14 protein-coding genes and 1 pseudogene are annotated in these 14982 nt (G+C 70.7%); 10 read left to right on the top strand and 5 right to left on the bottom strand.

All coding sequences use genetic code 11. The features are described 5' to 3' along the window. The first annotated feature begins 212 nt into the window (after positions 1-212). Together HUO13_RS21015 and HUO13_RS21010 are read left to right on the top strand one after the other, a co-directional pair. Positions 213-1556, top strand: a complete 1344-nt coding sequence (locus tag HUO13_RS21015; protein WP_211896828.1) for a DUF1727 domain-containing protein — start codon at positions 213-215, stop codon at positions 1554-1556. Further along, the gene (locus HUO13_RS21010; RefSeq protein WP_211896827.1) at positions 1553-2275 is read left to right on the top strand and encodes a type 1 glutamine amidotransferase; all 723 of its coding nucleotides are present in this window, start codon (positions 1553-1555) and stop codon (positions 2273-2275) included. The genes HUO13_RS21015 and HUO13_RS21010 overlap by 4 nt, the downstream gene beginning before the upstream one ends. Positions 2276-2303: 28 nt before the next feature. Here the strand turns inward: HUO13_RS21010 and murJ are convergent, their stop codons facing one another. Then, the gene (gene murJ / locus HUO13_RS21005; RefSeq protein WP_211896826.1) at positions 2304-3929 is read right to left on the bottom strand and encodes a murein biosynthesis integral membrane protein MurJ; all 1626 of its coding nucleotides are present in this window, start codon (positions 3927-3929) and stop codon (positions 2304-2306) included. 134 nt (positions 3930-4063) lie between these two features. On the opposite strand from murJ, the gene HUO13_RS21000 reads away from it, so the two are divergent. Next, on the top strand, positions 4064-4537 hold the full coding sequence (locus HUO13_RS21000; protein ID WP_211896825.1) for a YkvA family protein: 474 nt from the start codon (positions 4064-4066) through the stop codon (positions 4535-4537). Here HUO13_RS21000 and HUO13_RS20995 read toward each other — a convergent pair. Both HUO13_RS20995 and HUO13_RS20990 read right to left on the bottom strand, forming a co-directional pair. Beyond that, a complete protein-coding gene (locus tag HUO13_RS20995; protein WP_211896824.1) occupies positions 4534-4971 on the bottom strand; it encodes a DoxX family protein in 438 nt (145 codons plus the stop codon). The genes HUO13_RS21000 and HUO13_RS20995 overlap by 4 nt on opposite strands. A 110-nt stretch (positions 4972-5081) precedes the next feature. Further along, complete coding sequence (locus HUO13_RS20990) at positions 5082-6239, bottom strand: acyl-CoA dehydrogenase (protein ID WP_211903025.1); 1158 nt, start codon at positions 6237-6239, stop codon at positions 5082-5084. A 154-nt stretch (positions 6240-6393) separates the two neighbouring features. Here HUO13_RS20990 and HUO13_RS20985 point away from each other — a divergent pair, with 154 nt between their 5' ends. The 6 genes and pseudogenes from HUO13_RS20985 (at position 6394) to HUO13_RS20960 (ending at position 11881) form a co-directional block, all read left to right on the top strand. Then, entirely contained in the window at positions 6394-7131 is a 738-nt protein-coding gene (locus tag HUO13_RS20985; protein ID WP_211896823.1) for a TetR family transcriptional regulator, read from the top strand. 587 nt (positions 7132-7718) lie between these two features. After that, positions 7719-8012, top strand: a pseudogene (locus HUO13_RS20980) (nitroreductase/quinone reductase family protein); the annotation flags it as partial. A gap of 45 nt (positions 8013-8057) precedes the next feature. Beyond that, a protein-coding gene (locus HUO13_RS20975) for an IS5 family transposase (RefSeq protein ID WP_211896822.1) occupies positions 8058-8935 on the top strand; the annotation gives its coding sequence in 2 pieces (ribosomal slippage) (positions 8058-8396 and positions 8399-8935; 876 coding nt in all). Positions 8936-8989: 54 nt separating this feature from the next. Beyond that, a complete protein-coding gene (locus HUO13_RS20970) occupies positions 8990-9496 on the top strand; it encodes a hemerythrin domain-containing protein (RefSeq protein ID WP_249123910.1) in 507 nt (168 codons plus the stop codon). Positions 9497-9599: 103 nt separating this feature from the next. Further along, positions 9600-10220, top strand: coding sequence for a TetR family transcriptional regulator (locus tag HUO13_RS20965; RefSeq protein WP_211896821.1), 621 nt, complete (start codon positions 9600-9602; stop codon positions 10218-10220). A 62-nt stretch (positions 10221-10282) separates the two neighbouring features. Next, positions 10283-11881, top strand: coding sequence for an FAD-dependent monooxygenase (locus HUO13_RS20960; RefSeq protein ID WP_249123909.1), 1599 nt, complete (start codon positions 10283-10285; stop codon positions 11879-11881). Here the strand turns inward: HUO13_RS20960 and HUO13_RS20955 are convergent. Together HUO13_RS20955 and HUO13_RS20950 are read right to left on the bottom strand one after the other, a co-directional pair. Next, positions 11872-12027, bottom strand: a complete 156-nt coding sequence (locus HUO13_RS20955) for a hypothetical protein (RefSeq protein ID WP_211896820.1) — start codon at positions 12025-12027, stop codon at positions 11872-11874. The two genes, HUO13_RS20960 and HUO13_RS20955, sit on opposite strands and share 10 nt — an antisense overlap. A gap of 191 nt (positions 12028-12218) precedes the next feature. Beyond that, on the bottom strand, positions 12219-13781 hold the full coding sequence (locus tag HUO13_RS20950) for an N-acyl-D-amino-acid deacylase family protein (protein ID WP_211896819.1): 1563 nt from the start codon (positions 13779-13781) through the stop codon (positions 12219-12221). A 147-nt stretch (positions 13782-13928) separates the two neighbouring features. Here HUO13_RS20950 and HUO13_RS20945 point away from each other — a divergent pair, with 147 nt between their 5' ends. Beyond that, on the top strand, positions 13929-14978 hold the full coding sequence (locus HUO13_RS20945) for a lipoate--protein ligase family protein (protein ID WP_211896818.1): 1050 nt from the start codon (positions 13929-13931) through the stop codon (positions 14976-14978). Positions 14979-14982: the final 4 nt, after the last annotated feature.

The raw sequence follows: 14982 nt of genomic DNA, 5'->3' as shown, positions 1-14982 counted from the left end.
ACCCCAAGGGCTGCAAACGCTATCTGACCGGGTGATCGCCTGCGTGTCGACTGGATCGGACTTGCATTCGGCGGGCTAATACGCGCCTGCCGGGCCACACTGACGGCAACGCGACGCTCGCCAGATCAGTCCATCGGGCGCCGGTGCCGATCCGTGCCGCCCGCGCAGTCGTCACGCGCACCGGCGGCACCGCCCGCCAAGGGGAGGGCTGAATGACCGAAACCACGTGGGGCCGCGGAAGCACGGCCGCGGACCCGTCGGAAAGCACTGCCACCGACCAGCGGTGGCAGCTCGTCGCGCCGCCCCTGGTGCGACGTCCCGTGCGGTTCCACCGCAATGATCCCAGGACCGCGCTGGCGGTGGACCTCGGCAAGATCGCGGCGGCGATGTCCCGTCGGTTCGGCATGGGCAGCGGCGGAATGATCGGCGGCAGGCTGGCACTCGGCCTGCAGCCCAAGGCGCTGCAGAAGCTCGCGATCGGGCGCCGCGTCGTGATGGTGACCGGAACCAACGGCAAGACCACGACGACGCAGATGGTGGCCGAGGCGCTGCGTTCGCGCGCCCCCGCCGTCAGCAACGCCACCGGCGCCAACATGCTCGACGGCCACGTCGCGGCGCTGATGACCCACCTCGACGCCCCGTTCGCGGCGCTGGAGGTCGACGAGCTGCACCTGGCGCAGGTCACCGAGCGCTTCGGCCCCGCCGTGATCGTCCTGCTGAACCTCAGCCGGGACCAGCTCGACCGCATCGGCGAGATCCGCACCGTCGAGGCGAGCCTGCGCCGTGCGCTGGCGCAGGCGCCCGAAGCCCACGTGGTCGCCAACCGGGACGACCCCAACATCGTCTCCGCCGCGTTCGACCACCCCAACGTCACCTGGGTCTCGGGCGGGGCGCGCTGGAAGGACGACGCGGTCAACTGCCCGCGCTGCGGAGCCCACCTCGGCGACGGCGACCAGGAGTGGCGGTGCGCGTGCGGGCTCGCGCGGCCGGACGCCCACTGGACCGTCACCGACTGCGGCCTGCGCGGCCCGGACGGGCGGATGCGGCCGCTGTCGCTGAGCCTGCCCGGCCACGTCAACCGGATCAACGCCGCGTTCGCGCTGGCGGCCGCGCTGGAGAGCGGCTGCGAGCTGGCACCGGCGCTGGAGCGCATCTCCCGGGTGCACCAGGCCAGCGGCCGCTACAGCACGGTCACGCTCTCCGGTCGCACGGTGCGGTTGCTGCTGGCCAAGAACCCGGCGAGCTGGCTGGAGATGCTCGACCTGGTCTCGGCCCACGATCGGCCGCTGGTGCTGTCGGTGAACAGCCGGGAGGCCGACGGGCACGACGTCTCGTGGCTGTGGGACATCGACTTCGAGTCGCTGCGCGGCCGCGAGGTGGCGGTGACCGGTGACCGCGCGCTGGACCTCGCCGTCCGGCTGCATTACGCGGGCGTGCCATGCCGGGTCGCGGGCAGCGTCGAGGAGGGTCTGCCTCCCGAGGGCGGCGAGGTCCCCGACGTCATCGCCAACTACACGGCGTTCCGGGACCTGTTCGCGAGGAGCGTGGCGGCATGACGGAGGCACTACGGATAGCGCTGGTCCTGCCGGACCTGCTGGGCACCTACGGGGACCGCGGCAACGTGCTCGTGCTGGAGAAGCGGCTGCGGTGGCGGGGAATCGCGACTGAGACGGTCACCATCCTGTCGTCCTCGGAGCAGCTGCCTTCCTCGTGCGACCTCTACGTGATCGGCGGGGGAGAGGACGTCGCCCAGCAGGCGGCCGTGCGCTTCCTCAACCGCGGCAAGGGGCTGCGGCGAGCGGTCGGTCGCGGGGCTCCGGTGCTGGGCATCTGCGGCGGCCTTCAGGTGCTCGGGACGGAGTTCACCACCGGCGACGGTGTGCGCCACGACGGTCTGGGGCTGGTCGATGCGGTGACGATCCCGGGGCAGGGGCGCGCCATCGGCGAGGTCAGCACCGAGTCGACGATCGACGGCGTGGGCATGCTGACCGGCTTCGAGAACCACCTCGGCCGCACGGTGCTCGGCAGCGGGTCGAGCCCGCTGGGCAGGGTCGTGCGGGGGACCGGGAACGGGCACGACGACGCCGAGGGCGCGGTGACGGGGCGCGTGGTCTGCACCTACCTGCACGGACCGGTGCTGGCGCGCAATCCGGCGCTGGCCGATCTGCTCCTGGGGTGGGCGGTCGGCCACCCGCTGCCCGAACTGCCCGAACTGCCGGCGCTGGAGGCATTGCGCGCCGAGCGGACGCGACCGCCCGCCCGCGCCCGCAAGTAGCCGCTTGGTCCGCCGCGACTGGCGTTCGCTAGCGGCGGACCAAGCGGCGCACCCGGGCCAGCGCCGGGGCGAGCTCGGGTGCGCGGAACAGCGCCAGCAGGCCGAATCCGACCGCGAGGACGATGACCGCCTGCACGCCCAGCGTCAGCCACGCGCCGCCCACCGGCCCTGCCGCGGCGACGACCCCGCTCATGGCCGCGGCGGCCGCGACCGCGCATCCGCATCCGGCCGCCGACGCCGCCAGGGCACGCAGGACACCGCCGAGGGTACGCATCGTGTCGAGCCTGCCGACCCGCAGGCGCAGCCACACCTGGCCGACGACAGCGCCCACCACGAAGCTCAGCGACATCGCCAGCGCGACGCCGGTGACCAGCGCCTCCGGTCCGACCACCGCCAGGAACGCGTAGCACAGCACGCTGCGGAACAGCACCATGACCACGTTGATCCAGGCGGGGGTGCGGGCGTCCTTCATCGCGTAGAACGCGCGGAGCTGGAGCATCGTGATCGCGAACGGCACGATCCCCAGCGCGAGCGCCCCGAGGGTGACGCCGAGCCGCCCGGCCGCTTCCACGCTCGCGGCGCCGGTGGAGAACAGCGCGACGCCGATCGCGCCGCCTGCCACGACCATGAGCGCGCTCACCGGCATGAGCAGCACCGCGCTCATGCGCACGCCGAGTGAGAGGTCGTCGACGAAGTCGCCGGTGCGTCCGTCGGCGACCGCGCGGCTGAGCCGCGGCATCAGGGCGGTGAGCAGCGAGACGCCGAGCACGCCGTAGGGGACCTGCGACAGCAGCCACGCGTAGTTGAAGGTCGCGACGCTGCCTTCGGTGCCCTGGCCGGTGACCCTGGTGATCACCACCATCCCAGCCTGGCTGATCGCGGTGTAGAGCACGACCCAGAACGCCAGGCCGGCGAACTCGGAGAGGCGGCGGTCCCAGCCCCAGCGCCAGCGGAAGCGGAAACCGCCGCGCCGCAGCGCGAGCACCATGACCAGGCTCTGCGCCGCGATGCCCGCGACCGTGCCGATGCCCAGCACCAGCAGCTTCGCCTCGCCCATGCGCACCGGGTGCGCCGAGATCTCGCCCGGCACCACCGCGTACACACCCAGGGTGGCGATCACGACGAGGTTGTTGACCACCGGCGCCCACGCGGGGATGCCGAAGACCCCGCGGACGTTGAGCACCGCCGAAAGCAGCGCGGAGAGGCCGTAGAAGACGATCCCGGGCAGCACCAGGTACGCGAAGGCCGTGGTCAGCGCGGCGTTGGCGCGGGTGTCCGAGCCGAGGTAGAGCTCGGTGAGCAGGGGAGCGGCGGCCACGGCGAGCACGGTCGCGGTGCCGAGCAGCACCACCCCCATGGTGACCATCCACTGCGCGTAGGACTCCCCCTGCTCGGTGCCCTTCTGCTGCGCCCCCACCAGCAGCGGAACCGCGATGCTGGTCAGCACCCCGCCCAGCAGCAGCTCGTTGACCACGGTCGGCAGGGTGTTGGCCACGGTGTAGGAGTCGTTGACCACGCCCAGGCCCAGCACGGCCACCAGCAGCACCTTCGAGGCCAGTCCGCTGACCCGGCTGACGGCGGTGGCCAGCGCCATGGTTCCACTGGCCCGGGCCAGCGACTGGCCGTGCACCCGGGACTCGGCCTGCTCGACCACGCTCGCCCCCCGTCATCGGTCGTCACCGCTTGTTGACCGTGCCACGAAACCGGTCGCCGCGCGCTTCGGCGGACACGCCACCGCCCCGGCGTGGCAGGGTGGCGGTGGGACGACGCTGGAGCGCGGAGGTCGAGATGGTTGTCTTCGGTGTGGTGCTCGTCGTGGCGGGCCTGGTGGCCTACGCGGCGGGCCTCGGCGACCCGGCCGGGAGCTGGTGGTTGCTGCCGCCCGGGCTGATCGCCGCCGGGATCGGCATCGTCATCGCCGGTGCGGTCGCCATCGCGCGCCGCAGGCTCGCGCCGCTGCGGCGGGCGGCAGGCGGTGGCGGAGCCGCCGGCGGGCCGGTGGCGCGGGTGCGAGCGGTGCCCGCGATGATCGGCGAGGCGTGGCGCGGCCGGAACCCCGCGGTGCCCCGCTACCAGGCGGTGCTGTGGCTGATCGCGGCGGTGTACCTGGTCTCGCCGGTCGACTTCATCCCCGAGTTCTTGCCGCTGATCGGCATCGGCGACGACATCGGGGTGGGGGCGTGGCTGCTCAGCAGCCTCTACGCCGAGTCGGGCAACTACCTGGGCAGGCAGCGCGAACAGGTCGAGCGCCGCCCGGGCTAGACCTCGGGCGAGGCCGGCTCGCGCGCTGGCTGGCGGGTCCGGCGGGCGAAGATGAGCTGGTCGAGCGTCCAGCGGCCGCCGTTGAAGCCGAGCGCGAGCACGGTCACCAGCAGCGTCAGCACGTACTCGAAACCTTCCGGCAGGAACAGGCCGTAGGGCAGGTGCACCAGCACCAGGGCGCCCAGCATGTTGATGGCCAGCAACACCCCCACCACCGGCAGGAACAGGCCCAGGATGAACAGGATGCCGCCGACCAGTTCGACCAGGGCGTTGAACCAGGCCGAGACCGGGGCGAGCGGGATGCCTGCCTGCCCGAAGCCCTGGACGACCATGTCCATGCCCATGACGAAGAACTTCTGCGACCCGTGGGCGATGAAGATGAGGCCGATGGCAAGCCGGGCCAGGAACGCGAAGAGATCGCGAACGACGTTCATGGCTGCCTCCCCAGTGGGTGAACCGCGAGCACCACAAGTGTGGTGGCATGTGCGTTGAGCAGCACTTCGAACGCGAGGAGGCCCCGGCCGGGGCCTCCTCGTCGCCGCGGTCAGCCCTTGAGCAGGGCCCGGGACATCACCATCCGCTGGATCTGGTTGGTGCCCTCGTAGATCTGGGTGATCTTGGCGTCGCGCATCATGCGCTCGACCGGGAAGTCGCGGGTGTAGCCCGCACCGCCGAACAGCTGCACCGCGTCGGTGGTGACCTCCATCGCGACGTCGGAGGCGAAGCACTTCGCCGCGGCCGAGATGAAGCCGAGGTTGCCCTCACCGCGCTCGGCGCGGGCGGCCGAGACGTAGACCATGTGCCGGGCCGCCTCGATCTTCATCGCCATGTCGGCGAGCATGAACTGCACGCCCTGGAAGTCCGAGATCGCCTTGCCGAACTGCTTGCGCTCCTTGACGTAGTCCAGCGCGGCGTCGAGCGCGCCCTGGGCGATGCCCAGGGCCTGCGCGCCGATCGTGGGCCGGGTGTGGTCGAGCGTGCGCAGCGCGGTCTTGAAGCCGGTCCCGGGCTCGCCGATGATGCGGTCGGCCGGGATGGTGCAGTCCTCGAAGTACAGCTCGACGGTGGGGGAGCCCTTGATGCCGAGCTTCTTCTCCTTGGGGCCCACGGTGAAGCCGGGGTCGTCGGCGTGCACCGCGAACGCGCTGATGCCGTTGGCCCCCTTGTCCGGCTCGGTGACCGCCATGACGGTGTACCACTTCGAGACACCGCCGTTGGTGATCCAGCACTTGGTGCCGTTGAGCACCCAGTGGTCGCCGTCGAGGCGGGCGCGGGTCTTCATCGCGCCGGCGTCCGAGCCCGCCTCGCGCTCCGACAGCGCGTAGGAGGCGGTGGTCTCGCCGGAGGCGACTGAGGACAGCACCTTGTGCTTGAGCTCCTCGGAGCCCGACAGGATGATCGGCATCGTGCCGAGCTTGTTCACCGCCGGGATCAGCGACGAGGACGCGCACACCCGCGCGACCTCCTCGATCACGATGCAGGTCGCCACCGAGTCGGCGCCCTGACCGCCGTACTCCTCCGGCACGTGCACGGCGGCGAAACCCGACTTGACCAGCGCGTCGAGCGCCTCGCGCGGGTAGCGTTCCTGCTCGTCGACCTCGGTGGCGAAGGGCGCGATCTCCTTCTCGGCCAGCGCCCGCACCGCCTCGCGCAGGGCCTCGTGCTCGTCGGCCAGTCGGTAGGTCTCGAAGCTCGGATCCACCACGCGCCTCCCGTCTCCGGCGTCGCCGCCGGTCTCGATGTTCGCCAGCTCGGTGCGCGTCGGGGCCGGAAGGCGTCCGAGTGGGCGCACGCTGCGCCGGGAATCCTAACGGCACTGAGTGCCACGAGCAATCCACCCCTGTAGCATCCTGGCCATGACCCAGGCAGCGACTCCGGCTTCCAGGCCGCGGGCGGGACGGACCGCCCACGGGCGGCGCCGGGTGCGCAGCGCGCTCGCGCTGGCCGCGATGGACCTGTTCGCCTCGCAGGGCTTCGAGGCGACCACTGTGGATCAGATCGCCGACGCGGCCGGTGTCGGGCGGCGCACGTTCTTCCGATACTTCCGGTCGAAGGAGGACGTCGTGTTCCCCGGCCACGACGAGCGGCTGGCCGAGGTGGTGGAGCTGCTCGAGGCCGCGGGGCCCGACGAGCCGCCGCTGGCCGTGGTCTGCCGCACCGCCGAGGTGGTGCTGGACATGTATCTGTCCGAGCCCGAGGTCTCGCTGAAGCGCTTCGCCCTCACCCGGCAGGTCCCCGCGTTGCGGGACAAGGAGATCGCCAGCATCGACCGGTACCAGCGGGTCTTCGCCCGCTACCTGCGGTCCCGGCTGGCCGCCGACGCCGACGGCGACCTGCGGGCCGCTGTCATCGCAGCGTCCGTCGTCGCGGTGCACAACCACGTGCTGCGCGAGTGGCTGCGCAGCGGGGGAGCGGTCGACGCGCCCGCGGCGTTGCGCGAAGCCCTCGGCCGGGTCCGGGAGGCGCTGTCGTCCACTTGGGACTCCGGCGCCGACGCAGACGAGCACGTGGTGGTCGGCGTCGTGCGGACCGGCGCCTCGCCGGGCGTGGTTTTGCAGCAGCTCGAGGACGCCCTGCGCGGCCTGTCCAAGTAATCGGCACTCAGTGTCGAACCGGGGTGCTCTGGCCGTGTGGCCGAATTACTTCGTAAGCTCTATTACTTCAGTGTCGACTGAAAGTTACCAACATCCAAGCAGTCCGCCAGCACACACAAACTCCACGAGACCGACACAATCCGCTTAAGGGTTCGAGGCCGTTGCTCTCGTTTTGGACGGGGCAAGAACTGCGCTCGGGGCGCTTTGTTGGAGATTCTCGGTACCACGTTGCCTGGACGCGTTCGTGGCGCTAGAGTCGATCACGTGACTGCCGGGTCGGCCATGGGCCACGAGCGAGAGAGGCACCCGGCCGCGGCGTGATCGCCCGGCGGCCGAGAGGTCCGCCCTCCCGTTTCCGCACTTCGCGCCGGTTCTGATCCTGGCATTGCGGCCGTTGCCGCCGTTCTCGCGCGAAGCCTCCTCCTGAACGGATCCGCTCCCGGATTCCGTTCCGTTTCCCTGTGCGATTTCGCGATTCTTGCGCACCGCGGCCGATCGCGCCGTGGTGATTTCCTCCGCCGTGCCGGCGGTATTCCGTCATGCCCGCGCACAGTTCGCGGGCCGTTGAATGCTGGAGAACTTAAATCATGCCGAACGATTTCAACGAGAAGATCATCGAGGAGTTCCGGGCCCGAGGTGGGCAGGTCGGCGGCCCATTCGAGGGTGGCCGGTTGCTCCTGCTCACGACCACCGGCGCTCGCACCGGTGCCCCGCACACCACGCCGGTCGGCTACCTGCCCGACCTCGACGGGCGAATCCTCGTCATCGCCTCGGCCGGCGGCTCGCCGAAGCACCCGGACTGGTTCCACAACGTGCTGGCCAGCCCGCGCGTGACGGTCGAGGACGGCGTCTTCACCTACGAGGCGGAGGCGGTGGTACTAGGGCCTGTTTCATAAGTCGATCAAGGTTTGAGATGATCTTGTCTTGTGGGGCGTGGTGATCTGACCAATGACCAGTGGGCGAAGCTGGAGCCCTTGCTGCCCAAGGGAAAGAAGTCCGGGCGTCCGCCGAAGCATACGAAACGCCAGCTCATCGACGGGGTTCGGTACCGGGTCCGGACTGGGGTGCCGTGGCGGGATCTGCCGGAGCGCTACGGCCCATGGGAGACGGTGTATGGGCTGTTCCGGCGGTGGCAGCGGGATGGCACGTGGAAGCGGATTCTGACCGCGCTGCAGACCGATGCGGACGCTGCGGGCCTGATCACCTGGGATGTCAGCGTGGACTCCACCGTGGCCCGTGCACACCAGCACGCGGCCGGTGCCCGTCAAAAGGGGATCTCCAGAAGGAGCCCCCGGGCGGTGTCGAGTTCGAACCAGCCGATCACGGGCTGGGGCGCTCCCGCGGAGGATTGACGACCAAGACTCACCTGGCGGTCGAGCAGGGGCAAAAGCCCATGTCAATCGTGATCACAGCTGGCCAGCGGGGTGACTCGCCCCAGTTTCAGGTGGTGCTCGACCGTATCCGAGTGCCCCGGCGTGATCGCGGTCGGCCGCGCTGCCGCCCGGATCGGGTGCTCGGCGACAAGGCCTACGGGTCCCGCGCCAACCGCGCCTACCTGCGCAGACGCGGTATCCGCTGCACCATCCCGGACAAGGCGGACCAGATCCGCCACCGCAAGAAGAAGGGCTCCCGAGGAGGACGACCACCCGCATTCGACGAGGAGATCTACAAGCAGCGGCACGCCGTCGAGTGCGGGATCAACCGTCTCAAACGGAACCGAGCCGTCGCCACCAGATACGACAAGCTCGCCGTCCGCTACGAAGCCACCGTCACCATCGCAGCGATCAACGAGTGGCTGCCATGACTTTCGAAACAGGCCCTAGAGGGTCCGGAGCGGGACCGGGTCTTCGCCCGCGCGGTGGAGTTCGAACCCGGCTGGGGCGAGTACCAGGCCAGGACCACGCGCGTCATCCCTGTGGTCGCGCTGGAACCAGTCGCGGGCGGGCCGCCGTTCGCGGGGTCGCTGGGGGAGACGATCAAACGCGTCCACGACGCGTTCCGCCGGGAACTCGATCTGATCCGCAAGGAGGTCGCGTCGGCGGGCCCGCGGCTCGGCGCGCAGCTCCGGGTGAACTGCCTGAGCCTCTGCCAGGGCCTGCACAACCACCACGCCGGCGAGGACGCCGGGATCTTCCCCTTCGTCGGGGACCGCCATCAGGAGTTGGCACCGGTGCTGGAGCGGCTGGGCCAGGAACACCGCAAGATCGCCGCGTTGCTCGCGGAGCTGCAGGTGGTCGTTTCCGACGAGCACGCCGACCGCGCACGCACGTCGAGCGAGGTCGACCGGCTGGCGGAGGAGTTGGAGGCTCACTTGGCCTATGAGGAGGAGCAGCTGCTCCCGGTGCTCGAAGTCGTTACCGCCTGAGCGCTGCCGGTGCGGGCGTGGTGCTCCGCCGCGCCCGCACATCCGATAAAGATGCCGAAACGGCATCTTTGCCGTTAAGGCAACTGGTGCTAAGTTGACGGTCATGGTTGAGGAGCCCCGCGCGGGTCTGCGGGAACGCAAGAAGCGGCAGACGCGGCTGGCGCTGAGCACGGCCGCGATCCGGCTGAGCGTCGAGCGCGGGGCCGGCAACGTGACGATCGAGGACATCGCCGCGGCGGCCGACGTCTCCGTGCGGACCTTCCGCAACTACTTCTCCAGCAAGGCCGAGGCGATCGCGGGGATGCACCTCGACCGGATGCTGGCGATCGCCGACGGCCTGCGGGGACGACCGGCGGACGAGCCGTTGTGGGACGCCATCACCGATGTGGTGCTCGCCCACTTCGCGCCCGGGCAACCGGAGGCCGACCACGACGCGCAGCGCAAGCGGGTCGACGCGATCCGCCTGATGCTCACCGACCCGTCCCTGCAGGGCGAGCTGGCCAGGGCCAACGACGCCGCGCGGACCGCGGTCGCCGCGGCCGTCGCCGAGCGCACCGGCACCGATGCCGAACGGGACCTCTACCCGAAGCTGGTCGCCACGGCGGTCGGTTCGGCCACCGCCGTGGCGACCGAGCACTGGCTTCAGTGCGAACCGGGCTCCCAGGTCACCGCGCTGCTGCGCGAGGCGTTCGCCCGGGTCAGAGCCGGTCTGGCCGTCCCGTAAGGGCTTCCTGCCCGCTTCCGAACGGTTCTTCCCGGACCGGTGCGATCGGGCCGCGACGCGTCATGCCCTTCTACGCCGTGGAGAGGATCTCGATGATCGCCGATGTCGTCATCGCCGGAGGGGGCCCGAACGGTCTCATGCTGGCCTGCGAGCTGAGCCTGGCCGGTGTCCGGCCGGTGGTGCTGGAGACCTTGCCGGAGCCGAGTGCGGAGCCGAAGGCCAACGGCCTGCTGGGGCAGGTGGTGAGGTTGGTCGACCGGCGCGGTCTGCACGCACGGCTCAGCGGGAGTCCGGAGCCGCCGCGGCCGAACTCGGCCTACTTCATGTTCGCCGCGATGGGCATGGACCTGAGCCTGTTGGAGGACAGCCCGATCTACGCCCTGCCGGTGCCGCAGCGGCGCATCGTGCAGGTCCTGGACGAGCGTGCGGCCGAGCTCGGAGTGGACGTCCGCAGAGGCCACGAGCTGATCGGGCTGTCGCAGGACGACGAGTCGGTCACCGCCGAGGTCGTGGGTCCGGACGGGCGGTACGAGCTGGAGGGTCGTTACCTCGTCGGGGCCGACGGGGCCCACAGCATCACGCGGAAGCTTGCGGGGATCGATTTTCCTGGAGTCACCTACGACCGGACCACCCGGCGAAGCGCGCACGCCGGAGTTCCGCAGGAGTGGGTCGATCCGGCGACGGGCGGCCTGGATGTGCCCGGTTACGGTCGCGTGCTGCCGTTCCTGCCGCAGCGCACCGAGCGCGGCGGGTTCTCCTACGCGCCGTTGCCGGGACAGCCGCCGTTGATCACGACGGAGGAGTGGGACGAGCCGGCCGGCGACGAGCCGATGAGCCTGGGGGAGATGCGGGAGAGCGTTCGCCGCGTGCTCGGGGTGGATGTGCCCCTCGAGCCGCCGGCGGGTGATGGGCCGCATGTGTTGCGCCGGTTGCACGGTGGCAACACCCGCATCGCCGAACGTTTCCGGGACCGGCGGGCGTTTCTGGTGGGCGACGCGGCGCACGTGTACACGGCCGGTGGCGGGCCGGGGCTCAACCTGGGCATGCAGGATGCGGTCAACCTCGGCTGGAAGCTCGCCGCCGCGCTTCGCGGCGACGCCCCGGTGGGCCTGCTGGACACCTACGACGTCGAGCGCCGGCTGGCGGCTCGGCGCATGAGCATGTATGCGCAGGCGCAGTCGGCCTTGCTCGCGCCGGGCAGCGACGTCACCGCGCTGCGGGAGCTGTTCGGCGAGTTGCTCGGTGATCGCGGCACCGTCCAGCGCCTCGCCGAGCTCACCGCCGGTGCGGATGTCCGCTACGACATGGGAGTTGCCGATCCGCATCCGCTGGTGGGCCGGTTCGCGCCGGACCTGGACCTGTGCACGTCGGACGGCGGCGTCCGGATCGCGGAGCTGACGCGGACAGCGCGTCCGCTGCTGCTCGACCTGACACCGGACGGCGCGCTTGCCAATGCGCTGTCCGGCTGGTGCGAGCAGGTGGACGTCGTCACGGCGAGCGCACCGACCTCCGAGGTGACCGGGCTCTTGCTCCGCCCGGACTGCTACGTGGCGTGGGCGTCGGCGTCGCGACACCCCGGTTGCGGTGAGGTGGAGGCTCTCCAGGCGGCGCTGCGGCGGTGGTTCGCCGCACCTGTCCGCGCGGGCGGTGCTCAGTCGTAGCCGCGGATCAGATGGCTCTCGTCGTACTCGTCGATGTCAGTGGCAGGCACCCGCCGCTCGGGGGAGAGGGGGTCCCTGGGCCGCGGTGTCAGCTCCGCGGGGAGCAGGTGCTGGGGAGGAGCAGCGGCGGAGTCGGAGCGTTCCATTCCGGCACCTCTCGTTCGGGGAACCATCTGTCGATATTGCTTCCTCGGGAGGCGGCTCGCACGTTCGATACTCCACAAGTAGGACGAATCGACCTTGCGGCACGCATTAACTTTAAATGCATTCATTGTTTCAGTGTTGATTAAAACTAATCCAAGATCACCAAACCAAAACCAGCACCGAGCGGAAGCGCTCACCAGGCCGGGGTGAGACGGCGGCCTCTGCGAGGGGCGACATGCATCCCGTGGTCGACCACGGTGTAGCCGGCCAGTGCGACCCACGGGATGCCCGCGGGCGGGTGCACGGGGTCCCGGTAGTCGCCGACATCGGTCACGGTGGTCGCGTCGAAGGCCACCAGGTCGGCGATGTGACCGGGGGCGACGAGGCCGCGTTCGGGGATCCGGAAGGCTTCCGCCGGCATCGAGGTCATCCGGCGCACTGCTTCGGGCAGCGAGAACACGCCGCGTTCGCGGCAGTAGCGGCCGAGGACGCGGGGGAACGTGCCGTGCAGCCGGGGGTGCGGCTTGCCGCCGATGCCCGGCGGGAGACCGTCGGAGCCGATCGTGGTGTGCGGGTCGGCCAGCGCGGCGACGAGGTCGTCCTCGTGCATGGAGAAGTGGACCATGGATGCTCGCAGCCGCTCGCCGACGAGGATGTCGGCCAGCACGTCGGCGGGTCGCGCGTCCTGTTCGGCCGCGAGCTCGGCGATCGTGCGGCCTTCGTGGCGGTGGCTGGCCGTGGTGGCGATGAGGATCGTGTCCCAGTCGCGGTCGCGGTTGGCCTCGATGAGCTCGGCCCGGCCCGAGGAGCTGTCGAGCCGGGCCACGAGTTCGTCGGCCTCGCAGGCCAGGAAGTGCTTGGGCAGGGTGGCGGTGAGCATGGTCGAGGACGCCGTGTACGGGTAGACGTCCTGCATGACGGGGTGTCCGTCGCGGCGGGCGTCCTGGAGCTTGGTGAGGGCCGCGGGCACCGTTCCCCAGTTCTCGGGACCCGCGGCCTTCAGGTGCGAGATGTGGGTGCGCCCGGCCGCGCGTCCGATGCGCAGTGCCTCGTCGACGGAGTCGAGCAGGCCGGAGCCCTCGTCGCGCATGTGGGTGGCGTAGAGGCCGTCGCCGCCGAGCGCTTCGGCGAGGGTGAGCAGTTCGCCGGTGGTGGCGAAGACGGCGGGTGGGTAGATCAGCCCGCTGGAGAGGCCGAACGCGCCTGCGGTCATGCCTTCTTCGAGCGCGTCGCGCATGGTGCGCAGGGCGTGGTCGTCGGGGGCGGCGTCGCTCATGCCGGTGGCGGCGATGCGCAGGGTGCCGTGGCCGATGAGGGGGCACTGGTTGGTGACGTATCCGGCGGTGTCGGTGGCGGCGTAGAGCTCGTGGAAGCCGGTCCAGGCGAGGTCGACGGGCGGGAAGATGCGCTGGAGGAAGGTGGCGAGGGTGGTGGTGCGGTCGGGGTTGTTGGGTGCGAGGCTGAAGCCGCAGTTGCCGACGATCTCGGTGGTGACGCCCTGCAGGATCTTGGTGGTGTCGTCGTGGTCGAGCAGGGCGGCGTTGTCGGCGTGGGAGTGGACGTCGACGAAGCCGGGGGCGAGCACGAGTCCGGTGAGGTCGCGCACGGGGTGGGTGCGGGGCAGGACGCCGGGGGGTTCGACGGCGGCGACGCGGCCTTCGAGGACCAGGACGTCGGCGGGGCGCAGGGGGCGGCCGGTTCCGTCGGCGAGCAGGGCTCCGGTGAGCAGTACGGTGTCGGTGAGGGTGGGGTTCACGGCTGGGTACCGCCTTTCGCGTGCCCGCGGTGGCGTCGTTCATCTTGCCCCGGTGCGGTGTCGGGGGCGCGCGGTGTGGCGGGAATACGTGCCGGGTGCTGGTGTTCGTGTGTGTCGGGGGGACTGGTCGTTCGGTGGGGGTGCGCGGTGCACGGTGAGTACAAGGTTCCGGGTGGCAAGCTGGTCGTGGTCGACGTGGACGTCGAGGGCGGGAGGCTGGCCGGGGTCCGGTTGAGCGGGGACTTCTTCCTGGAGCCGGACGAGGCGTTGGAGGACGTCAACCGGGCTCTGGAGGGGGCCGAGGTGGGTTCGGACGCCGAGTCGCTGGTGCGGCGCATCCACAGTGGACTGGGACCTGAGGTGCGGATGGTGGGTTTCAGCGCGGAGGCGGTGGCGGTCGCGGTGCGGCGGGCGGTGACGCGGGCCAGCGACTGGGGTGAGCACGACTGGCGGTTGGTGCACGACGGTCCGCAGTCGCCGCTGATGCACATGGCGTTGGACCAGGTGCTGGCCGAGGAGGTGGCGGCGGGTCGCAGGCCGCCGACGTTGCGGTTCTGGGAGTGGGCGGCTCCGGCGGTGATCATCGGTAGTTTCCAGTCGGTGCGCAACGAGGTGGACGCCGAGGGGGCGCGGCGGCTGGGTGTGGAGGTGGTGCGGCGGATCACCGGTGGTGGGGCGATGTTCGTGGAGCCGGGCAACACGGTGACGTACTCGTTGTACGCGCCGGTGTCGTTGGTGGCGGGGATGTCGATGGCGGAGTCGTATGCGTTCCTGGACGACTGGGTGCTGGGTGTGTTGCGGGAGCTGGGGTTGAACGTGTGGTACCAGCCGTTGAACGACATCGCCTCGGATGCCGGGAAGATCGGTGGTGCGGCGCAGAAGCGGGTGTCCGGCGGGGTGGTGTTGCACCACGTGACGATGTCCTACGACATCGACGCGGGCAAGATGGCCCAGGTGCTGCGGGTGGGCAGGGAGAAGCTGTCCGACAAGGGCGTGGCGAGCGCGAAGAAGCGGGTGGATCCGCTGCGGCGGCAGACGGGGCTGGCGCGGGAAGAGGTCATCGCGCGGTTGATCGCCGGGTTCGGTCAGCGCCACGGGTTGTCCGGTGGCGCGGTGACCGAGGCCGAGCGGGTGCGTGCGCGGGAGTTGGTGGCCGCGAAGTTCGGGACCGCGCAGTGGCTGGGCCGGGTGCCGTGACGGG

Origin of the sequence: Saccharopolyspora erythraea (genome assembly GCF_018141105.1) — a bacterium.
GTDB classification, from domain to species: domain Bacteria; phylum Actinomycetota; class Actinomycetes; order Mycobacteriales; family Pseudonocardiaceae; genus Saccharopolyspora_D; species Saccharopolyspora_D erythraea_A.
The sequence above is the reverse complement of the archived record's forward strand: the minus strand, read 5'-3'. Positions and strand labels throughout refer to the sequence as shown.

Coding starts and splice junctions, on each gene's coding strand:
- HUO13_RS20995 (WP_211896824.1), bottom strand. CDS start 4,971: ATGAACGTCGTTCGCGATCTCTTCGCGTTCCTGGCCCGGCTTGCCATC.
- HUO13_RS21000 (WP_211896825.1), top strand. CDS start 4,064: ATGGTTGTCTTCGGTGTGGTGCTCGTCGTGGCGGGCCTGGTGGCCTAC.
- HUO13_RS21015 (WP_211896828.1), top strand. CDS start 213: ATGACCGAAACCACGTGGGGCCGCGGAAGCACGGCCGCGGACCCGTCG.
- HUO13_RS20960 (WP_249123909.1), top strand. CDS start 10,283: ATGCCCTTCTACGCCGTGGAGAGGATCTCGATGATCGCCGATGTCGTC.
- HUO13_RS20955 (WP_211896820.1), bottom strand. CDS start 12,027: ATGGAACGCTCCGACTCCGCCGCTGCTCCTCCCCAGCACCTGCTCCCC.
- HUO13_RS20965 (WP_211896821.1), top strand. CDS start 9,600: ATGGTTGAGGAGCCCCGCGCGGGTCTGCGGGAACGCAAGAAGCGGCAG.
- HUO13_RS20985 (WP_211896823.1), top strand. CDS start 6,394: ATGACCCAGGCAGCGACTCCGGCTTCCAGGCCGCGGGCGGGACGGACC.
- HUO13_RS21010 (WP_211896827.1), top strand. CDS start 1,553: ATGACGGAGGCACTACGGATAGCGCTGGTCCTGCCGGACCTGCTGGGC.